Source organism: Anaeromyxobacter sp., from assembly GCA_016718565.1.
Lineage (GTDB): Bacteria > Myxococcota > Myxococcia > Myxococcales > Anaeromyxobacteraceae > JADKCZ01.
The window spans coordinates 18,945-38,452 of record JADKCZ010000002.1 but is presented as its reverse complement, the minus strand read 5'-3'; the positions used below and the strand labels follow the sequence as shown (position 1 = coordinate 38,452).

Annotated in this window: 19 protein-coding genes; 1 reads left to right on the top strand and 18 read right to left on the bottom strand. The window is 75.1% G+C overall.

The genetic code is table 11. The features are described from left to right. Positions 1-62: 62 nt before the first annotated feature. The 10 genes from IPO09_06960 to psd form a co-directional block, all read right to left on the bottom strand. The gene (locus IPO09_06960; protein MBK9517086.1) at positions 63-1,769 is read right to left on the bottom strand and encodes a 30S ribosomal protein S1; all 1,707 of its coding nucleotides are present in this window, start codon (positions 1,767-1,769) and stop codon (positions 63-65) included. A gap of 238 nt (positions 1,770-2,007) precedes the next feature. Beyond that, positions 2,008-2,844, bottom strand: coding sequence for a 4-hydroxy-3-methylbut-2-enyl diphosphate reductase (gene ispH, locus IPO09_06955; protein ID MBK9517085.1), 837 nt, complete (start codon positions 2,842-2,844; stop codon positions 2,008-2,010). Positions 2,845-2,939: 95 nt separating this feature from the next. Beyond that, entirely contained in the window at positions 2,940-3,623 is a 684-nt protein-coding gene (locus IPO09_06950; GenBank protein MBK9517084.1) for a hypothetical protein, read from the bottom strand. Then, positions 3,620-4,336, bottom strand: coding sequence for a (d)CMP kinase (locus IPO09_06945; protein MBK9517083.1), 717 nt, complete (start codon positions 4,334-4,336; stop codon positions 3,620-3,622). Before IPO09_06945 ends, IPO09_06950 begins: the two co-directional genes overlap by 4 nt. After that, complete coding sequence (locus IPO09_06940) at positions 4,333-5,427, bottom strand: histidinol-phosphate transaminase (protein ID MBK9517082.1); 1,095 nt, start codon at positions 5,425-5,427, stop codon at positions 4,333-4,335. The genes IPO09_06945 and IPO09_06940 overlap by 4 nt, the downstream gene beginning before the upstream one ends. A 36-nt stretch (positions 5,428-5,463) precedes the next feature. Beyond that, positions 5,464-6,432 carry an acetyl-CoA carboxylase carboxyltransferase subunit alpha gene (locus IPO09_06935; GenBank protein MBK9517081.1) on the bottom strand — a complete coding sequence of 323 codons (969 nt, stop codon included), beginning with the start codon at positions 6,430-6,432 and terminating at the stop codon, positions 5,464-5,466. Between the two features lie 32 nt (positions 6,433-6,464). Further along, a complete protein-coding gene (gene miaA, locus IPO09_06930; protein MBK9517080.1) occupies positions 6,465-7,379 on the bottom strand; it encodes a tRNA (adenosine(37)-N6)-dimethylallyltransferase MiaA in 915 nt (304 codons plus the stop codon). Further along, on the bottom strand, positions 7,376-7,957 hold the full coding sequence (locus tag IPO09_06925; GenBank protein ID MBK9517079.1) for a TlpA family protein disulfide reductase: 582 nt from the start codon (positions 7,955-7,957) through the stop codon (positions 7,376-7,378). Before IPO09_06925 ends, miaA begins: the two co-directional genes overlap by 4 nt. Before the next feature lie 59 nt (positions 7,958-8,016). Further along, positions 8,017-9,273, bottom strand: coding sequence for a histidine--tRNA ligase (locus tag IPO09_06920; GenBank protein MBK9517078.1), 1,257 nt, complete (start codon positions 9,271-9,273; stop codon positions 8,017-8,019). 33 nt (positions 9,274-9,306) lie between these two features. Next, positions 9,307-10,170 carry a phosphatidylserine decarboxylase gene (gene psd, locus IPO09_06915; protein ID MBK9517077.1) on the bottom strand — a complete coding sequence of 288 codons (864 nt, stop codon included), beginning with the start codon at positions 10,168-10,170 and terminating at the stop codon, positions 9,307-9,309. Between the two features lie 65 nt (positions 10,171-10,235). Between psd and IPO09_06910 the strand changes: the two genes are divergently transcribed. Next, on the top strand, positions 10,236-11,018 hold the full coding sequence (locus IPO09_06910; GenBank protein ID MBK9517076.1) for a class II glutamine amidotransferase: 783 nt from the start codon (positions 10,236-10,238) through the stop codon (positions 11,016-11,018). A 26-nt stretch (positions 11,019-11,044) separates the two neighbouring features. Here IPO09_06910 and IPO09_06905 read toward each other — a convergent pair whose 3' ends face one another. From IPO09_06905 to folP, 8 genes are all read right to left on the bottom strand, one after another. Continuing rightward, on the bottom strand, positions 11,045-12,730 hold the full coding sequence (locus IPO09_06905) for a mucoidy inhibitor MuiA family protein (protein MBK9517075.1): 1,686 nt from the start codon (positions 12,728-12,730) through the stop codon (positions 11,045-11,047). A 128-nt stretch (positions 12,731-12,858) separates the two neighbouring features. Continuing rightward, complete coding sequence (locus IPO09_06900) at positions 12,859-14,019, bottom strand: hypothetical protein (protein ID MBK9517074.1); 1,161 nt, start codon at positions 14,017-14,019, stop codon at positions 12,859-12,861. Between the two features lie 49 nt (positions 14,020-14,068). Continuing rightward, the gene (gene tsaE / locus IPO09_06895) at positions 14,069-14,560 is read right to left on the bottom strand and encodes a tRNA (adenosine(37)-N6)-threonylcarbamoyltransferase complex ATPase subunit type 1 TsaE (protein MBK9517073.1); all 492 of its coding nucleotides are present in this window, start codon (positions 14,558-14,560) and stop codon (positions 14,069-14,071) included. Further along, complete coding sequence (locus tag IPO09_06890; protein MBK9517072.1) at positions 14,548-16,089, bottom strand: NAD(P)H-hydrate dehydratase; 1,542 nt, start codon at positions 16,087-16,089, stop codon at positions 14,548-14,550. The genes tsaE and IPO09_06890 overlap by 13 nt, the downstream gene beginning before the upstream one ends. Then, positions 16,086-16,469: a holo-ACP synthase gene (locus IPO09_06885; protein MBK9517071.1), complete on the bottom strand. Its 384-nt coding sequence runs from the start codon at positions 16,467-16,469 to the stop codon at positions 16,086-16,088. The genes IPO09_06890 and IPO09_06885 overlap by 4 nt, the downstream gene beginning before the upstream one ends. After that, positions 16,466-17,194 carry a pyridoxine 5'-phosphate synthase gene (locus IPO09_06880; protein MBK9517070.1) on the bottom strand — a complete coding sequence of 243 codons (729 nt, stop codon included), beginning with the start codon at positions 17,192-17,194 and terminating at the stop codon, positions 16,466-16,468. Before IPO09_06880 ends, IPO09_06885 begins: the two co-directional genes overlap by 4 nt. A 9-nt stretch (positions 17,195-17,203) precedes the next feature. Then, positions 17,204-18,637, bottom strand: coding sequence for a phosphoglucosamine mutase (locus IPO09_06875; GenBank protein MBK9517069.1), 1,434 nt, complete (start codon positions 18,635-18,637; stop codon positions 17,204-17,206). Between the two features lie 13 nt (positions 18,638-18,650). After that, entirely contained in the window at positions 18,651-19,508 is an 858-nt protein-coding gene (gene folP, locus IPO09_06870; GenBank protein MBK9517068.1) for a dihydropteroate synthase, read from the bottom strand.

Sequence of the window (19,508 nt, the reverse complement as noted above, 5' to 3'; positions counted from 1 at the left end):
CGCGTGCTCGCGAGCCGCCCGCCGGTGTCACGCCGCGCGCCCGGTGCGGGCGCGGGACCGGACTACTTCCTCCGGTTGAACTTCTCCATCAGGTCGCCGAGGCGGGCCCGGCCGTCGCCCTGCTTGCGCAGGTACTCGCGGTAGTCGTCCTCGCCGCCGTCGCGGTTGAGCGCCTTGATCGAGAGCGCCACCTTGCGCTCCTGCAGGTCCATGTCGATGACCTTGACGTCGATCTCGTCGCCCTCCTTGACCACGTCGCGGGGGTTCTCGACCCGCTCGTCCTTCATCTCGGAGACGTGCACCAGCCCCTCGATGCCCGGCTCGAGCTCCACGAAGGCGCCGAAGTCGGTGACCTTGGTGACCTTGCCCTTGGCCTTGGAGCCGACCGGGTGCCGCTCGGCCAGCGTGGTCCACGGATCCGGGTTGGCCTGCTTGATGCCCAGGCTGAAGCGCTCGTTCTCGACGTCGATGTTGAGCACCACGGCCTCGACCACGTCACCCTTCTTGAACTTCTCGCCCGGGTGCTTGATGCGCTCGGTCCAGGAGATGTCGGACACGTGCACCAGGCCGTCGATGCCCTCCTCGACGCCGACGAAGATGCCGAAGTCGGTGACGTTGCGGACCTCGCCGCGGATGGTGGTGCCGATGGGGTACTTGTCCTCCAGCAGCGTCCACGGGTTGGCCTCGATCTGCTTCATGCCGAGGCTGATCCGCTTGGCCTTGGGGTCGATGTCGAGCACCACGGCCTCGACGGCGTCACCCTGGTTGACGAGCTTGGACGGGTGCTTGACCCGCTTGGTCCAGCTCATCTCGGAGACGTGCACCAGGCCCTCGACGCCCTGCTCGAGCTCGATGAACGCGCCGTAGTCGGTGAGGCTGACCACCTTGCCCTTGACCCGCGTGCCGACCGGGTACTTCTCGTCGGCGCGGTGCCACGGGTCCTCCTGGATCTGCTTGAGGCCCAGGCTGACGCGCTCGGAGGCGGGGTCGAACTTGAGGACCACCACGCGGAGCTCGGCGCCCACCTCGAACATCTCGCTCGGGTGGCCGATGCGGCCCCACGACATGTCGGTGACGTGCAGCAGGCCGTCGATGCCGCCCAGGTCGATGAACGCGCCGTAGTCGGTGAGGTTCTTGACCACGCCCTTGAGGATGGCCCCCTCCTTCAGGTTCTTGAGGGTCTCCTTCTTGAGCTCCTCGCGCTCCTTCTCGAGGAGGACGCGGCGCGACAGGACGATGTTGCCGCGCTTCTTGTTGAACTTGATGACCTTGAACTTGAACTTCTCGCCGATCAGCTTGTCCAGGTTGCGCACCGGGCGGATGTCCACCTGGGAGCCCGGCAGGAAGGCCTTCACGCCGATGTCGACCGAGAGGCCGCCCTTGACGCGGCCCACGATGACGCCCTCGACGAGCTCGTCCCGCTCACAGGCGGCCGAGATCTCGTCCCAGATGCGCATCTTGTCGGCCTTCTCCTTGGAGAGGACGACCATGCCCGTGTCGTTCTCGCGCGACTCGACGAGAACCTCGACCTTGTCACCGACCTTGACGCCTGGCTCGCCGCCGGGACCCGGGGCGAACTCGTTCATCGGCACCTGACCCTCGGACTTGTAGCCGATGTCGATGACCGCGTAGTCCTTGGTCAGCTGGATGACGGTGCCGTGGACGACCTTGCCTTCCTCGACGGGGCCCTGCTGCAGCTCGCTGGCTGCGAACATGGCGGCAAAATCTTCGACCTCGGCCTCGGCCGTGACGGGAATCTGATTCTCCATTCGGGTGGACTCTGTGCTTTCTGGTGGGCGCCCGCTCTGGGGTCCTTCGCTGCGGGCGGCGCCACGTGTTGCCCCTGGTTGGTCGTTCGCGCCGCGGCCCGGGGATCGAGGCCAGGTGGCGCTCGCCGGGCACATCCCGGCGAAGTCCTGGAAAACGGAAGGCGCACCCTACACGCCCGTTTTTGAAGCGTCAATGCGCCGCGGGCCCCCTCGGGGGAGGCCCGTCCAGCCTGGCGCCTCAGCGCAGCTGGCGCAGCCAGCCGGCCACGCCTTCCACCACCCAGTCGGGGGTGGAGGCGCCGGCCGACAGGCCCACCGTCTGGCAGCCCTCGAACCAGGCCGGCTGGAGCTCCTCCTCGGTCTCGACGTGCCAGGTGCGCGGCTGGATGTCCCGGCAGATCTCGGCCAGGTGGCGGGTGTTGGCGGAGTTCTTCCCACCCACCACCACCACCGCGTCCACCTCGGCGGCCAGCGCGCGGGCGTCGGCCTGGCGCTCCTCGGTGTCGCCGCAGATGGTGTTGACCGCCCTGACCTCCTTGTGGCGCAGGGCCAGCGTCCCCACCACCCGCTCGAAGTCGGCGCCGATGCAGGTGGTCTGGGCGATGACCGCCACCTTCTTGTCCTTGAGCTCGGGCACCGGGCCGCCCGGCTTGACCACCGTGCAGGGGCCCACCGCGTAGGAGACCACGCCCTTCACCTCGGCGTGGTTGGCGTCGCCCACGATGACCAGGTGGTAGCCCTCCTTGGAGAGCCGCTGCGCCATGGCCTGCGGGTACTTCACGTAGGGGCAGGTGCCGTCCACCACCTCGAGGCCGCGGGCCCGGGCCGCCTCCAGCTCGCTCTGCACGGCGCCGTGGGTGCGCACCACCACGGTGGTGCCTTCGGCCACCTCGGCGATGGCGTTGACGGTGCCGACGCCCTTCTCCCGCATGCGGGCCACCGCCTGGGGGTTGTGGATGATGGGGCCCAGGGTCACCACCGGGCCGACCGCCTGGTCGGCCACGCTCATCACCTGGTCCACCGTGCGGCGCACCCCCCAGCAGAAGCCGGCGGTGCGGGCGATCTTCACGTCCATCGTGCCACCTCGCGGGCCCTCATATAACGGGGGCGCGCGGCGGTTCAATCCAGCCGTACCTCGGCCCCGCTCCCCACCGGGGTGAGGGGCGGTGGCTACCCGCCCGTGCCCTTCTCCCCCACGAACTTGTCCTTCTCGTCCTTGAAGAGGACGTTGAAGGTGGTCAGCGACCCGTAGCAGCGGGTGACGTACTGCTGGAAGTCCACCTTCTCGGCGTCGCTGAGCTTGTCGTGGGCGTTGATCTTCGCCTCCAGCACCCGCAGCCGGTCGCGGATCATGATCACCTTGTGCAGCAGGGCGTCGAGCGGCAGCTCCTTGGGGGCGGTGTTGGGATCGCCCGGCCGGAGGACGATGGCGCCGCCCTCCCACTTGTTGGCCAGGCGGACCTCGGCGGCCTCCTCGCGCAGCGCCTCGCGGATGGCCAGGGCGAACTCCTCGCGGGTCATGTCGGTCAGCTCCTCGGGCAGGGGTGGCAGCGGCGCCGGCGCCGGGCGGGCGACCGGGACGTAGGTGGTGACGGGCACGGCCTCGCCGGCCCGGTGGACCAGGACCGGCCTGAGGTCGCGGGCGCGGCGGCGGCGCTCCGGCTCGACGGGCGGCGCTGCCGGGATGGCGGCGTCGCGCGGCATGAAGCGCTCGCAGACCGGGGCGGTGCCGGGGAAGTCGCCGGTGCGCACCTGCAGCCGGCAGGGGCCGATGGGGCCGCGCTCGTCCTCCAGGATGGAGCGCCAGAGCCGGCAGCTGCCGCACTCCCTCGGGCCATAGGCCCGGTCGCTCACCGGCCGGCCCCGCGGCTGGCCAGGGCCAGCTCGACCTCGCGGGCCAGCGACTCGACCACCTCGACGAGCCCGACGCCGGAGGAGTCGAAGAGGCGGGCGTCGTCGGCCGGCTTGAGCGGCGCCACCTCCCGCTCGCTGTCGTTCTTGTCCCGCCGGCGCTGGTCCGCCAGCACCTGCTCGTAGCTCGAGGGGTCGCCCTTCTGCTCCAGCTCGACGAAGCGGCGCCGGGCCCGGCAGTCCTCGGTGGCGGTCAGGAAGACCTTGAGGTCGGCGTCCGGGAAGACCACCGTGCCGATGTCGCGGCCCTCCAGCACCGCGCCGCGGTTCTCCGGCGAGAGGGCCAGCCGGCGCTGCAGCTCCAGCAGCCCGGCCCGCACCACCGGGCGGGCCGACACGGCGCTGGCCCCCAGCGACATGGGCGGGGTGCGGATGGCGGACGAGACGTCCTCGGCGCCCAGGAAGACGTGCTGGGCGCCGCCCGGCTCGGCCGGCGGGGCGAAGTGGATGGTGAGGGACTCCAGCAGCGGCCCGAGCCGCGCGTCGTCGTCCAGGGCCACGCCCTGCCGGGTGGCCGCCAGGGCCACGGTCCGGTAGATGGCCCCGGTGTCCACCAGGGCGAAGCCGAGGCGCGCCGCCAGCAGGCGGGACGCGCTCGACTTGCCGGCCCCGGCGGGGCCGTCGATGGCGACGATGAACGGGCGGGGTGCGCTCACCGCGCCAGCACCCTCTCCAGCGCGGCCAGCAGCTTCTCGTTCTCGGCGCGCAGCCCCACCGTGACCCGCTGGCAGGTCGGGAAGCCGTAGCCCGCCACCGGCCGCACCACCACCCCCTGCCGCAGCAGCGCCTCGAAGACCTGCTTGCCGTCGGTGCCCGGGAAGTCGGCCAGGAGGAAGTTGCCCTGGCTGGGCACCACGGTGGCGCCCAGGGCGGACAGGCCGGCCGCCAGGAAGGGGCGCTCGCTGCGCACCAGCGCCCGGCTCCGCTCCACGTGCTCGAGGTCGCCGAGCGCGGCCGTGCCGGCCGCCTGCGCCACCAGGCTGGTGTTGAAGGGGGCGCGCACCCGGTCGAGGAACCCGACCAGCTCGGCCCGGGCCACGCCGTAGCCCAGCCGCAGCCCGGCCAGCCCGTAGATCTTGGAGAAGGTGCGCAGGATCACCAGGTTGGGGAAGCGGCGGCGCAGCGCCAGCGAGTCCGGGTAGCCCGGGGCCTCCACGAACTCGGCGTAGGCCTCGTCGAGCACCACCAGCGCGGTGGACGGCACGGCCTCCAGGAACGGCACCAGCTCCGCCTCGGTGAAGGAGGTGCCGGTGGGGTTGTCCGGGTTGGCCAGGAAGACCACCTTGGTGCGGGCCGAGAGGCGCGCCTGCAGGGCCGCCAGGTCGTAGTGGAAGCGCTGCTTCATGGGCGCCTCCACGAAGGTGCGCCCGTGGGCCTGCGCCGCCAGCCGGTAGGCCACGAAGCTCTGCGCCGAGGTCAGCACCTCCTCGCCGTCGCAGGTGAAGGTGCGGACCATCAGCTCGATGAGCTCGTTGGAGCCGTTGCCGACGAAGACCTCCTCGAAGGCCACGCCCAGCTTGGCGGCCAGCGCCTGGCGCAGCAGGTAGGCCGAGCCGTCCGGGTAGAGGTGGATCCGGGCGGCCGCCTCCCGCGCCGCCGCCAGCGCCTTCGGCGAGGGGCCCAGCGCGTTCTCGTTGGAGGCCAGCTTGGCGACCCCCGAGATGCCGAGCTCGCGCTCGACCTCCTCGATGGGCTTGCCGGGGACGTACGGCGTGAGCGAGGCGACGTTGGCGGGGACGAGGGCCATGGCGTGGCGGTTTTCTTACCACACCGGGGACGGCCGCTAGTCGTCGGAGGTGTACACGCCGATGGCCCGGAACTTCCGGTACCGGTCGGCCACGATCTGCGCGGGCGTCATGGCGTCGAGCTGCTTGAGGTGGCGCCGCACGGCGTCCCCGACGTTCTTGATGGTGAGGGCCGGGTCGCGGTGCGCGCCGCCCGGGGCCTCCTGCACGATCTCGTCGGTGATGCCGAAGCCGGCCAGGTCCTTGGCGGTCAGCTTGAGGGCGTCGGCCGACTTCTTGGCCTGCCCGGGATCGCGGTAGAGGATGGCGCTGCAGCTCTCCGGCGAGATGACGTTGTACCAGCTGTACTCCAGCATCAGGATGCGGCTGGTGACGCCCACGCCGAGGGCGCCGCCGGAGGCCCCCTCGCCGATCACCACCGAGATGCTGGGCACGCCGAGCCCGGACATGACCTCCAGGTTGACGGCGATGGCCTCGGCCTGCCCGCGCTCCTCCGCGCCGATGCCGGGGTAGGCGCCGGGGGTGTCGATGAAGACCAGCACCGGCATGCGGAAGCGGTCGGCCAGGTCGAAGAGGCGGCGCGCCTTGCGGTAGCCCTCGGGGCGGGGCATGCCGAAGTTGCGCAGCATGTTCTCCTTGGTGGTGCGCCCCTTCTGGTGGCCCATCACCACCACCGGGCGGCCGTCGAAGCGGGCGAAGCCGCCCACGATGGCCCGGTCGGCGGCGAAGCGCCGATCGCCCTCCACCTCGAAGAAGTCGGTGAAGAGCGCCTTCAAGTAGTCGAGCGTGTAGGGCCGCTGCGGGTGGCGGGCCACCTGCACGGTCTGCCACGGCGTCAGGTCGCTGAAGATCTCGGCCTGCAGCCGCTTGGCCTTGCGCTCCAGCTTGGTGATCTCGTCGGAGAAGTCGACGGTGGCGCCGGAGGAGAGCTCCTTCAGCTCGGCGATCTTCGACTCGAGGGCCATCAGCGGACGCTCGAAGTCGAGCGCGAACGTGGGCTTTTGCACGGTGGGGCTTTTATCACGAGCCCCGGCCGATTTCACGGCGCCCGCCACCAGGCCGTGACGCGCCGCGCCACCTCGTCCGGGTCGACGGGCGGCGCCAGCCACTCCACGCCGCGCTCGCGCCGCAGCCAGACCACCTGCCGCCGGGCGTACTGCCGGTGCGCCGCCTGGACCCGCCGGACGGCCTCGTCGAGCGGCAGCCGCCCCTCCACCACCTCGGCCGCCTCGGCGTACCCGATGGGCAGCCGCGCCGGCAGCGGCGAGCCGAGCCGGGCCAGCAGGGCCCGGGCCTCCTCGAGCAGCCCCTCCTGGAAGATGGCCTCCACCCGGGCGTCGATGCGGGCGCGCAGCACCTCCCGCGGCGGCGCCAGCGCCAGGAAGAGGCACGGGTAGCGGTCCTGCCGGAAGGCGTGGGCGTCGCGCAGCCCGGAGGGCAGCGCCCCGCCGGCGGCGATCTCCAGCGCCCGCACGATGCGCACCAGGTCGTTCTGGCCGATGCGGGCGGCCGCGGCCGGGTCGAGCGCCGCCAGCCGGGCGTGCAGCGCCGGCCTCCCCAGGGCGGCGGCCTCCGCCTCCAGCCGGGCCCGCAGCGCCGGGTCGCGCCCGGGGGCGTCCACCACCCCGTGCAGCAGCGCCCGCAGGTAGAGGCCGGTGCCGCCCACCACGATGGGCAGCGCGCCGCGGGCCGCGATGCCCTCGATGGCCTGGTCGGCCAGGGCCACGAAGCGGGCCGCGTCCATCCCCGCCCCGGGCTCTGCCACGTCGAGCAGGTGGTGGGGGGCGGCGGCCCGCTCGGCCGCGGTGGGCTTGGCGGTGCCCACGTCGAGCGTCCGGTAGAGCTGCTGGGAGTCGGCGCCGACGATCTCGCCGCCCACCCGCCCCGCCAGCGCCACGCCCAGCGCCGTCTTCCCGGAGGCGGTCGGCCCTCCGATGACCAGCAGCCGGGTCACGGCGCGGCCGCGGCGCCGCGCGGGCACGCCAGCGCGGCCTGCACCTCGCCGGCCAGCGAGGCGGCGGCCTCCCGGGCGTAGCCCTTCTCGATGCGCAGCACGGCGCCGTCGCGCGCCACCAGGAAGAGCGAGGGCAGCGGGGACTGCTCGCCCAGGTACCGGCGCGCCAGCACGTTGAAGCGGTCGGAGAGCACCGGGAAGCGGACCCGCGCGGCCACCGCCATGCGGCGGGCCGCCTCCAGGCCGGCCTCGTCGCGGTCGATGCTGACCGAGACCACCCGCAGGCCGCCGGCCCGGAACCGGGCGTCGAGGTCCACCAGCGCGGCCAGCTCCTTCTGGCAGGGGCCGCACCAGGAGGCGAAGAAGCTGATCAGCACCAGCCGGGCGTCGGGGTCGTCGGGCTCGTCTCCCACCCACTGGTCGAGCCGGAACCAGGCCGCCCCGGCCACCTCGGGGTTGAGGGTCTTGAGGGAGAAGCCGGGCGCCGGTTGGCCCAGCTCCAGCTCCTCGTCGGCCCGCGCCGGGCCGGCCAGGAGCAGCAGGGCGGCCAGGGCGCCGGCCAGGGCGGGAGCGGTCACCCCCGGATGGTGCCCGAGCCCCGGTCCGCCGCGCAGCCCCCCTGATCCAGGGACGCGGCTCACGTCTGCCGGGTCAGGGCGGCGGCCAGGTCGGCCAGGGCCACCGGCCGCTCCTCGCGGGTGGCCAGGTCCTTCAGCTTGGCCTGGCCGGCGGCCACCTCGTTGCCGCCCAGCACCAGCGCGTAGCGGGCCCCGACCCGCTCGGCCTGCTTGAACTGGCGGGGCAGCTTGCCGCCGCGCCCGTCCAGGTCGCAGGCGATGCCGGCCTTGCGCAGGCCGGCCGCCAGGGTCAGCGCGGCGCGGGTGCCCTGCTCGTCGATGGCCACGAAGAAGACCTCCGGCCGCCGCACCGGCACCGGGCGCTTCAGCGCCTCCAGGATCAGCGCCAGCCGCTCGGCCCCGAGGGCGAAGCCGATGCCCGGGGTGGGCGGCCCGCCCAGCGTCTCCACCAGCCCGTCGTAGCGCCCGCCGCCGGCCACCGCCGACTGCGCGCCCAGGGCGTCGGAGGTGAACTCGTAGGCGGTGCGGACGTAGTAGTCGAGCCCGCGCACCAGCCGCGGCTCCACCTGGTAGCGCACCCCGAGGGCGTCGAGCCCGGCCTTCACCGCGGCGAAGTGGTCGCGGCACCCCTGGCAGAGCCGGTCGGCCAGGCGCGGCGCCTGCTCCAGCACCGGCTGGCAGGTGGGCACCTTGCAGTCGAGCACCCGCAGCGGGTTCTTGGTGGTCCGCTCGCGGCAGTCGGCGCACAGGGCGGCGGCGTGCTCGCCGAGGTAGCCGCGCAGCTCGGCCAGGTAGGCCGGGCGGCAGGCCGGGTCGCCCACCGAGTTGAGCTTGAGGGTGGCCACCACGCCCAGGCGAGCCAGGTAGTCCTCCAGCATGGCGATCTGCTCGGCGTCGATGAGCGGCTCGGCCACCCCGAAGGCCTCGCAGCCGATCTGGTGGAACTGCCGGTAGCGCCCCTTCTGCGGCCGCTCGCGCCGGAACATGGGGCCCATGTAGAACCACTTCTGCGGCCCCTCCACGTAGACGCCGTGCTCGATGAAGGCGCGCACCGTGCCGGCCGTCCCCTCGGGCCGCAGCGCCAGCCGCTCCTCGCCCTTGTCCTCGAAGACGTACATCTCCTTGGAGACGATGTCGGTGGCCTCGCCCACGCCGCGGGCGAAGAGGGCGTGCGGCTCCACCACCGGGGTGCGCACCTCGCGGTAGCCGTACAGGGCGAAGACCTCGCGGGCCACCGCCTCCAGCTCCTGCCAGCGCCCCACCTCGCCGGGCAGGACGTCGTTCATCCCCTTCACGCCGCTGATCTTCGCGCTCATCCTGGCCTCACCTGTCCCGGCGCGTCCGGCCGGTCACCGCGCCCCGCCGGCCGCCGGGCCGCCGATGGCCTGGCCCACCCGCACCCGGGCGCCCGGCGCCAGCCGCGGGTCGAGGGCCACGCGCCCCGGCGAGAAGACCAGGATGACGGTGGATCCCATCTCGAAGGCGCCCAGCTCGGCGCCCTTCTCCACCGGCAGCGGCTCGGCGTAGCGGCCCGCCTGCACCACCGCGCCCGGCCGGTCGGTGCAGGGCACCGCGGGATCGAAGGTGGCGCGCACCCGGCCCACCACCGTGGCCCCCACCGCGACCACCGCCACGGCGCCCAGCGGCGTGTCGAGCAGCGTCACCAGCCGCTCGTTCACCGTGAAGAGCCCGGGCACGCTGCGCACCGAGGCGGCGTTGACCGGCCAGAGCTGGCCCGGCACGTAGCGCCAGCCGGTGACGCGGCCGCCCAGCGGGAAGTGGATGCGGTGGTAGTCCTGCGGCGAGAGGTAGAGCGTGGCCCAGGCCCCGCCCTCGAAGGCCTGGCCCAGCGCGGCGTCGCCCAGCAGCGCGCCCACGCCGTAGTCGATCCCCTTGGCCTGCACCAGCCGCCCGGCGGTGGCCAGGCCCGCCTCGGAGACCAGCGCGTCCACCGGCGAGACCACCACCTGCTCGCCCGGGGCGATGGGCCGGAGGCCAGGCAGGAGCGGCCGGGCGAAGAAGCGGCCGAAGGTGGGGTAGGTCTCGAGCGGCGGGCTCTCGCCGAGGTCGATCCGGTAGGCGCGGGCGAAGGCCCGCATGGCGCCCTGCAGCACCGGGCGCGGCAGGGGCGCGTCGGTGAGCCGCCCCACCAGCCGCGACAGGGCGTTCTTGGGGAGGAGGCGCAGCGCCGCGATGAAGGCCCGGTCGGACATGAGGGGCGCGCATCCTAGCAGACGTGGCGCGGCGGGCCAGCGCCGCTGCTATGGTGGGGGCCTCCATGTGCCGCCTCTTCGGCCAGCATGCGCCGCCCGACCTCGACCGCTGCGAGGCGCTCTGCAGCGGCCACAACGCGCTGCGCTTCCAGAGCCACCGGCACCCGCACGGCTGGGGCGTCGGCTGGTACCGCGGGGCCCGCGTCGAGGTGCGGCGCGGGCTGCTGCCGGCCCACGCCGACCAGGCCTTCGTGGAGGCGGCCCGGGCGGCCCGCTCGCGGGTGGTGGTGGCCCACGTGCGCGACGCCAGCGTGGGGCCGGTGGCCGAGGTGAACACCCACCCGTTCGTGTTCGGCCGCTGGCTCTTCGCCCACAACGGAACGGTGGCCCGCTGGCGGCGCTCCGCCAGCGTCCGCGCCGCCGTGGAGGCCGAGATCGACCGCCCGCTGCGCGCCGCCCTGCGCGGCGAGACCGACAGCGAGCGCTGCTTCCTGGTCTTCCTGTCGCGCCTCTCGGCCCGCTGCCGCCTCGACCGCGCCACCCTGGCCGACGTGCGCGCCGCCCTGGCCGCCACCACCGCCACCGTGGCGCGGCTGGCCGACGCGGGCGCCGAGCGGCCCTCCTCGCTCAACTTCCTGGTCTCCGACGGCCGGGTGCTGGCCGCCTGCCGGCGCGGCCGCGACCTCCACCTGGCGGCCGGCCTCGGCCCGGAGCACGCCTTCGTGGTGGCCAGCGAGCCCATCGGGCGGGTGGCCTGGCGGGTGGTGCCGGAGGGCGGCTTCGTGGGGACCGACGACGGCCAGCGGGTGGTGCGGGGCGCCCTGCTGCCGGCCGGCCGGAGGCGCTGAGGCCGCCTCCCGGCCGGCCGCGGCCGCTACTCCAGCCCCTGCACCACCATCCCGCGCGGGAACCGGACCTCGTAGCGCAGCTCCAGCACCTGCTCCGCCTTGGGCCCCAGGGTCACCTCGGTGACGCGGACGCCCGGCCGCTCGGGATCCTCCCGGGTGGCGGGGGTGGTGCCGTCGAGCACCTTCACCTTGATGGCCTCGTCGCGGCTCACCGGCACCAGGTCGAGCAGGCGCACCACGGTGGCGGCGGCGTAGCGGTTCTTCACGGTGGTCCGCACCCGGTAGCGGATGACGTCCTCCTTGGAGATCAGGCCGGCCGTCTCGTGGCGGCGCTCCACCACCCGCCGCTCCACCTCGACCCGCCCGTCGGCGCCGAAGGCCAGCTTGAGCTCGCCGCCCGGCGGGGTGGCGTCGAGCGGCGCGCGCCCCACCAGCTCGTCGCCCACCGAGACGCGGGCCAGCCCGGGCAGCAGCGGCACGCCGGTGTCGTTCTGCACGGTGGCGGTCAGGTAGGCGGCCGGGTCGACCCGCGGCGCCGCGGTGCGGCTCACCTGGGCGGCCAGGGTGTAGCGGGCCAGCGTCACCGTGCGGGCCCTGCCCGCTCCGTCCACCGTCTCGCGGCGCGGGGCGGTGAAGGTGGCCGCCAGCAGCCCCTGGGCCACCTCGGCCACCGGGGCCTCCAGCGCCACCTCCTCGCGCGCCACGGCGTCGGCCTCCGCCAGCTGGCCCATCGCCTTGTCGCGCCTCAGCTCGGCCGGGGCGGCGGCCATCGGCATGGGACTGCGCAGCGGGCGCGGCGGCGGCGCCTTCTGCAGCCAGAGGGACTCGAGCTCGGGCACCCACAGGCCGCGCGAGGGCTCGGCGGTCGACAGCGTCAGCCGGGCCTCGGCCCAGTCCTCGCCGGTCTGCTGGCTCACCGTGCCGAGGAAGGTCAGCTCCACCTGCCCGGCCTCGGGCAGCAGCCTTGCGTCGTAGGTCGGCTGCCAGGAGGCGCTGCCCACCAGGTAGCTCACCGCCACCTCCAGCGACCCGGCCCGCTCGGCCGAGACCTCCACCGCCACCACCTTGGTGGTCTCGCCGCGCTTGGCGTTCAGCTTCTCGAGGTCGGCGCGGGCCGCCGCCAGCCGGCGCGCCAGGTCGCGCTTGCCGGCCTCGGCCTTGCGCACCTCGGCGGCGGCGCCGGCCAGCTGCCCGTCCACGAAGGCGAGCAGGTCGGCCCACTCGCGGGCGCTGACGCCGCGCACCGCCAGGTTCTTGGCCCGCTCCTCCGAGTAGCTGGCCCGCAGCGACTCGGCGAACTTGCCGCGGGCCCGCGCCGCCGCGACGCGGTCGTCGAGGGCCCGGTCGTCGGCCTCCAGCGCCTCGACCCGGTCCTCGGCGGCGCGCACCTCGGGGGCCGCCGCCTCGGCGGCGGTGAAGGGCTCGGCGGTGACGCCGAAGACCCTGGCCCGGGCGGTCCCCTTCCCCTCCACCCGGATCGACTCGTCGTCCAGCCCGGGCGGCAGGCCGGTGAGCAGCACCCGGGAGTCGCCGGCCGGCAGCTCGACCCGGGCCAGGCGGGTCACCCGGGCCCAGGCGCGGTAGACGGTGACCGCGTCCACCCGCGAGGTGGCCCTGAGGTCGGCGGGGCGGGCCGGCGCGGGCAGCGCCAGGCAGGTGACCAGGGCGGCCAGGGTGAGGCGGCGGGCGAGGGCGGGCAGCGGCGGGCGCATGGGTGCTCCTCCAGGGGTGGCGAGGGGGATCTACGCACGAGCCCGGGAATCGATCTATCGCGGCGTCGGCCCCCCGGCGGGGTGGCAGGCGGGGCAGGCGGGGTGGGCCGGGTCGGCCCGCGGCGCGGTCAGGCGGCCCCGCTGCCCTCGGGCCCCTGCAGGATCTCGTCGCCGCTCATCCGGAGCCACCCGCCCGCCGTGGTGGGCCGCAGGATGCCGTGCACCTTGAGCGGGGCCCGGGTGGAGCGCGGATCACCCTCGTGGTGCAGCGGCAGGTTGAAGTAGTAGAGGCGGGTCGCGGTGCCGAAGCGGAGGCGGTAGAGCGGGGCCCCGCCGTAGTCGTCGGTGCTGAACTCGGACAGCTCCACCCTGGCCAGGCGGTGGCGGCTCCCGATGACCGCCGACGAGACGCCGAAGGTCGCCTCCCCGCTCGTCCCCTCGATGACGCTCTCGGCCGAGCAGTTCCCGAACACGGTCACCGTGCCGCGCACGCCGGGCGTGTCCTCGAGGTACTCGCCGTAGAACCCGCTCAGGATCTCGCGGTAGGCGCGGTGCTCCGGCTTCGGGTTGCACTGGATCACGAAGAGCGCGTCGAGCGTCTGCCGGGTGGCGAAGAACCGCTGATCGGCGTGGTCGATGATGCGCCGGATGTTGGAGCCGTAGAGGTCCCGGTACAGGTAGTCGAGGCAGATCAGGACCATGAAGGTGTAGGCGGAGCGGCACTGGAAGGCGTAGACGTGCTGCCCCTGGTAGAGGTCGCGGTTCTTGTCGAGGAACTCCTCGCCGTGGAACGGGTGGCCCTTGGCCTCCAGGAAGACCCGCAGGCGGCCGCCCTCCTCCTTGACGGCCACGCAGCAGAGGTTGACCGGGGCCTCCTCGGCGCTGCCGCCCGCCAGGTCGCGCTGCACCCGCTCCAGGGCCGCCGGGTTGTCCTCGCGGAACCGCTCCAGGAGCGCCCGGTAGGTCCGCAGCGTCACGTGCTCCAGCCCGAACATCGTCACGGTGCTGGGGCGGAAGCGCTCGCCCAGGAAGGCCAGCAGGTCGTCGAGGTGGGCCAGCGGCAGGCAGCCCTCGGGCAGGACCAGGAAGTGCAGCTTGCCCAGGCCGCCCTCGCCGCTGGCGACCGCCTCGAGCACCGAGCGCGCCGAGCGCCACTGCGCCGCCGGATCGGCCACCTGGAAGCCGACCTCGGAGCGCCTGAGCCGGTTGGGGAGCTGCGCCACCAGGCAGTGCGGGTGCTGGCCCACCGGCAGGACCACGTCGAGGTGGCAGTCGAGGATCTCGATCATGGCGGGTGGAGCTATAGCCGCGGCGCCCAGCGCGGGCCCGGCCGCCGCCTCAGCGCCCCGCCAGCCCCGCCGCCAGCGCCTGGTGCCGCGCGCCCGCCGCCCGCAGGGTGAGGCGGCGCGACGAGGGGTGGCCCGCGACCTCCTCCAGCGTCACCAGCAGGTGCCCGGGCGGCAGCCAGCCAGCCACCCGGTCGGCCCACTCCACCAGCAGCGCCCCCTCGCCACCCACCAGGTCCATGAAGCCGGTGGCGTAGAGCTCGTCGAGGTCGCCCACCCGGTACAGGTCGGCGTGGTGGATGGGGAGCCGGCCCCGGTAGGTCTGCACGATGGCGAAGGTGGGCGACGACACGTCGCCCGGCGCCACGCCCGCCCCCTCGCAGGCGCCGCGGCTCAGCTGGGTCTTGCCGGCGCCGAGGTCACCCACCAGCGCCACCACGTCGCCGGGCTGCAGCAGGGCCCCCAGCCGCCGCCCCAGCCGCGCCGTGGCCGCGGCGGAGCGGGTCAGCAGCGGGATCGGCGCGCCGGAGGCTACCGGCCCCATCGCGCCCACACCTGGCCGATGGCCTCGCCCAGGTCGCCGGCCACCAGGCCGCGCTGCCCCACCCGCGCCGCCACCAGGTCGCCCGCGGCGCCGTGCACCCAGGCCGCGGCCCGCGCCGCGTCGAGGGCCGGCAGGCCGCCCGCCAGCAGGGCGCCGCACAGCCCGGCCAGCACGTCGCCGGTGCCGCCGGTGGCCAGCCCCGCGTTGCCGGTCGGCACCACGGCCGCCGGCCCGGTCGGGCCCGCCACCACGGTGCCCGCGCCCTTCAGCACCACCACCACGCCCCAGGCCCGCGCCCGCGCCGCCGCCAGGCCGATGCGGTCGGCCTGCACCGCGGCCACCTCCAGCCCGCACAGCCTGGCCATCTCGCCGGGGTGCGGCGTCAGCACCAGCGGCGCCGGCAGCGCCGCCAGCCGGCCCAGCGACCCCGGCAGCTCCGCCAGGGCGTTGAGGGCGTCGGCGTCGAGCACCGCGGGCACCGCCAGCGCCTCCAGCAGGGCCAGCAGGAGCGCGCCGGTCTCCTCGCCGCGCGGGATGCCGGGCCCCACCACCAGCGCGTCGGCGTCGCGCCCGGCCGCCAGCAGCGCCGGCAGGTCGGCGTGGCCCAGCGCCCCCTGTCCCGCCAGCGCCGCGCTCATCGCCTCCGGCCGGCCGGCCAGCGCCGGTCCGAGCACCTCGGCGCGGGCCGCCAGGGTCACCAGCCCGGCGCCGCCGCGCAGGGCCCCGAGCAGCGCCAGGTGGGCCGCGCCGGCCTTGCCGGCCGAGCCGGCCACCACCAGCAGCCGCCCGGCGTCGCCCTTGTGCGCGTCGGCGCCGCGCGCCGGCACCAGCGCCCGGGCCGCCGCCTCCTCCAGCAGCTCGCAGCCGATCTCCACCTGGTCGGCCGCCGCCGCGGGGAGGCCGATGTCCGCCACCGTGACGGCCCCCGCCAGCGCGGCCCCGGGCTGCAGCACCAGCCCGCGCTTCTGGAAGGCGAAGGTCACGGTGGCGTCGGCCGCCACGCAGGGGCCGAGCGGGCGCCCGGTGTCGGCCGACAGGCCGGAGGGGACGTCCACCGCCAGCACCCGGGCCCCGGCGGCGCGGGCCTCGGCGATGCGGGTGATGGCGGCGGCGAAGGCCCCCTCCAGCGGCCGGGCAAGCCCGGTGCCGAGCAGGGCGTCGATCACCACGTCGCCCGGCCCGGCCGGGAGCGGCGCGCCGGGGACCAGCGGCGCCCAGGGCACGCCGGCCTGCTGCGCCTGCGCCGCCACCGCCGCGGCGTCGCCGCCGAGCGCGCCGGGGTCCATCACCGCCAGCAGCCGCACCGCGCGGCCGGCCTGGTGCAGCAGCCTGGCCGCCACCCAGCCGTCGCCGCCGTTGTTGCCGCCGCCGCTCACCACCACGCAGCGGCCGGCGGAGCCCGCCAGCGCCGCCGCGGCCGAGGCCACCGCCGCGCCGGCCCGCGCCATCAGCGCCAGCGAGGGCACGCCCAGCCCCTCGATGGCGGCGCGGTCGATGGCCCGCATCTCGGCGGCCCCCACCAGCCTCACGGCGCCTCCAGGATCACCGTGGCCGCCGCCATGCCCCCGTCGTGCGTCAGGGTCAGGTGCTGCCGGGTCGCGCCGATGGCCCGGGCGGCCTCGGCGGCCGCGCCGGCCAGCACCAGCCGCGGGGCGCCGCCCTCGGCCCGCACCACCTCGAAGTCGGTCCAGCGGGCCCCGGGCGCGCCGCCCAGCGCCTTGTAGGCCGCCTCCTTGGCCGCCCAGCGCGCCGCGTAGGCGGTGGCCCGGTCGCGCCTGGGCTCGCAGGTGGCCCGCTCGGCCGGGGTGAAGATGCGCTGCAGGAACCGCTCGGCCCGGCCCGGCGGCCCGTCCAGGATGCGGGCCAGCCGCCCGATCTCCACCAGGTCCATGCCGAGGCCGACGATCACGGGCGCGCCTGCCGCAGCAGCCCCTTCATCTCGCGCACCGCCCGCTCCATGCCCACCAGCACGGCGTGGGCCACGATGGCGTGGCCGATGTTGAGCTCCTCGATCTCGGCGATGGCCGCCACCGGCAGCACGTTCTGGTAGTTGAGGCCGTGGCCGGCCGCCACCTTGAGCCCCAGCTTGGCGGCCGCCTTGCACGCGTCGAGGATGCGGTTCAGCTCGCGGCGCCGGTCGGAGGCCAGCCGGGCGTCGCAGTAGCGGCCGGTGTGCAGCTCCACGGCGTGGGCCTCGGCCCGGTGGGCCGCCTTGACCTGGTCGAGGTCCGGATCGATGAAGAGCGAGACCTCGATCTCGGCGTCGCGCAGCGTCTTGACCGCCTTGCGGACCGGCTCCCGCCCGCTCACCACGTCCAGGCCGCCCTCGGTGGTCAGCTCCTCGCGCCGCTCCGGCACCAGGGTCACCATGTCCGGCTTCACCTCGTAGGCGGTGCGCAGCATCTCCTGCGCCACCGCCATCTCCAGGTTGAGGCGGGTGGTGACGGTGCGCCGCAGCACCTGCAGGTCGCGGTCCTGGATGTGCCGCCGGTCCTCGCGCAGGTGGATGGTGATCTGGTCGGCGCCGGCCAGCTCGGCCATGAGCGCGGCCGCCACCGGGTCCGGGTAGGCGGCGCGGCGCACCTGCCGCAAGGTGGCCACGTGATCGACGTTGACTCCCAGTCTGGCTGGCATGATCGGATCCTACCCCATCGCCCGGCTGATCTCGGCGGCGATGGCCTCGGCGTGGGCCTTCACCCGGGCCGCGTCCGGGCCCTCCACCAGCACGCGCAGCTTGTTCTCGGTGCCGGAGGCGCGCACCAGCACCCGCCCCGAGGCGCCCAGCGCCTTCTCGACGGCGGCGATGGCCTTCTGCACCGCGGGCAGCTCGCCGAGCGGCAGCTTCCGGCTCACCGGCACGTTCACCAGGGTCTGCGGCATGGGCTCGAAGCAGGTGGCCAGCTCGGAGAGCGGCCGGCCGCCGCGGGCCATCACCGCCAGCACGTTCAGGCCCGCCGCCACGCCGTCGCCGGTGGTGACGTGGTCCAGGAACACCAGGTGCCCCGACTGCTCGCCGCCGAAGTTGTAGCCGTGGGTCCGCATGGCCTCCACCACGGCCCGGTCGCCCACCGCGGTGCGCACCACCTTGCCGCCCACCGGCCGGAGCGCGCGCTCCAGCCCCAGGTTCGACATCACCGTGGCCACCACCGTCTTCTTGGCGAGGGTGCCGCGGGCCAGCATGGCCCGGCCCACCACCGCCATGATGGCGTCGCCGTCCACGATGCGGCCGCGCTCGTCGGCCAGGATGACCCGGTCGGCGTCGCCGTCGAGCGCCATGCCGAGGTGCGCCTTGTGGCGCAGGATGGCCCTGGCCATGCCCTCGGGGTGCACCGCGCCGCAGCGGTCGTTGATGTTCTTGCCGTCCGGCTTGACGTTGAGCGCCACCACCCGGGCGCCCAGCTCCTCCAGCACCGCCGGGGCCACGTGGTAGGCGGCGCCGTGGCCGCAGTCCACCACCACCGTGAGGCCGTCCAGGGTCAGGTCCTTGGGGAAGAGCGACTTGAGGAAGACCACGTAGCGCCCGATGGCGTCGTCCACCCGCTTGGCCTTGCCGATGCGGGTGGCGGTGGGGCGCAGGGCCTGGAAGTCCTCGGCGCCGTCGCCGCCGGCGGCGCCGTCCAGCACCAGCCGCTCGATCTGCAGCTCGGTCTCGTCCGGCAGCTTGAAGCCGTCGCGCGAGAAGAACTTGATGCCGTTGTCCTGGTAGGGGTTGTGGCTGGCGCTGATGACCACCCCGGCGTCGGCGCGCATCGACTGCGTCAGGAAGGCGATGCCCGGGGTGGGCAGCGGCCCGGACAGCATCACGTCCACGCCCATGGAGCAGATGCCCGAGGCGATGGCGGTCTCCAGCATGTAGCCGGAGAGGCGGGTGTCCTTGCCGATGACGATGCGGTGGCGGTGCGGCCCGCGGCGCACCACGTAGGCCAGCGCCCGCCCCAGCTGCAGCGCCATCTCGGCGGTCATGGGGTGGACGTTGGCCACGCCGCGGACCCCGTCGGTGCCGAAGAGGCGGCGCGGGGCGGCGGCGGGGGTCGTGGCGGCGGGGGAGCGGCGGGGCGTGGGAGGTCGGGCGGCCATGGGGTGCCGCATGCTACCGCAGCGCCGCCGGACCGCCAGCCCGCCGGTCGCGCAGCGCCGCCGCCAGCAGGGCCGCCTGCCGGGCCGGCGCCACGTCGTGCACCCGCAGCAGCTCCACGCCGGCCAGCACGCAGGCGGTCACCGCCGCCAGCGTGCCCGGCAGGCGCGCCTCCACCGGGGCGCCGGTGGCGTGCCCGATGAAGCGCTTGCGCGACGGCCCCACCAGCAGCGGCCGGCCCAGGGCCCGGAGCTCGCCCACCCGCGCCAGCAGCTCCAGGCTCTGCTCGGGCGTCTTGGCGAAGCCCAGGCCGGGGTCGAGGATGATCCGCCCGGCCGGGATGCCGGCCGCCTCGGCGCGCGCCTGCGCCGCCCGCAGCTCCGCCGCCACCTCGCCCATGAGGTCGGCGTAGCCGGCCAGCCCGTCCATGGTGGCCGGGGTGCCGCGCAGGTGCATGAGCACCACCGGCACGCCGGCCTCGGCCACCACCGCGGCCAGCGCCGGGTCGGCCAGCCCGGCCACGTCGTTCACCAGGTCGGCCCCGGCCTGCAGCGCCGCCCGGGCCACCTCGGCCTTGCTGGTGTCGATGGAGATGGGCAGCGTGAAGCCGCGGGCGCGCAGCCGCTCGATGACCGGCACCACCCGCCGCCGCTCCTCGGCCGCCGCCACCGGGGCCGCGCCCGGCCTGGTGGACTCGCCGCCCAGGTCCACCAGGTCGGCCCCCTCCTCGGCCAGCCGCTCGGCCTGCGCCACCGCGGCGTCCGGGTCGAGGAAGCGCCCGCCGTCGGAGAAGGAGTCCGGGGTGGCGTTCACCACCCCCATGAGGAAGGGGCCGGGCCCCTCGAAGAGCCTGGCCCCGATCCGAAGCCGCAT

What these genes read in the sequence shown, in the direction of transcription:
- IPO09_06880 (MBK9517070.1), bottom strand. Translation starts at nt 17,194, where the DNA reads ATGCCAGCCAGACTGGGAGTCAACGTCGATCACGTGGCCACCTTGCGG.
- IPO09_06900 (MBK9517074.1), bottom strand. Translation starts at nt 14,019, where the DNA reads ATGATCGAGATCCTCGACTGCCACCTCGACGTGGTCCTGCCGGTGGGC.
- IPO09_06920 (MBK9517078.1), bottom strand. Translation starts at nt 9,273, where the DNA reads ATGAGCGCGAAGATCAGCGGCGTGAAGGGGATGAACGACGTCCTGCCC.
- IPO09_06905 (MBK9517075.1), bottom strand. Translation starts at nt 12,730, where the DNA reads ATGCGCCCGCCGCTGCCCGCCCTCGCCCGCCGCCTCACCCTGGCCGCC.
- ispH (MBK9517085.1), bottom strand. Translation starts at nt 2,844, where the DNA reads ATGGACGTGAAGATCGCCCGCACCGCCGGCTTCTGCTGGGGGGTGCGC.
- folP (MBK9517068.1), bottom strand. Translation starts at nt 19,508, where the DNA reads ATGCGGCTTCGGATCGGGGCCAGGCTCTTCGAGGGGCCCGGCCCCTTC.
- tsaE (MBK9517073.1), bottom strand. Translation starts at nt 14,560, where the DNA reads ATGGGGCCGGTAGCCTCCGGCGCGCCGATCCCGCTGCTGACCCGCTCC.
- IPO09_06960 (MBK9517086.1), bottom strand. Translation starts at nt 1,769, where the DNA reads ATGGAGAATCAGATTCCCGTCACGGCCGAGGCCGAGGTCGAAGATTTT.
- IPO09_06910 (MBK9517076.1), top strand. Translation starts at nt 10,236, where the DNA reads ATGTGCCGCCTCTTCGGCCAGCATGCGCCGCCCGACCTCGACCGCTGC.
- psd (MBK9517077.1), bottom strand. Translation starts at nt 10,170, where the DNA reads ATGTCCGACCGGGCCTTCATCGCGGCGCTGCGCCTCCTCCCCAAGAAC.
- IPO09_06875 (MBK9517069.1), bottom strand. Translation starts at nt 18,637, where the DNA reads ATGGCCGCCCGACCTCCCACGCCCCGCCGCTCCCCCGCCGCCACGACC.
- IPO09_06940 (MBK9517082.1), bottom strand. Translation starts at nt 5,427, where the DNA reads ATGGCCCTCGTCCCCGCCAACGTCGCCTCGCTCACGCCGTACGTCCCC.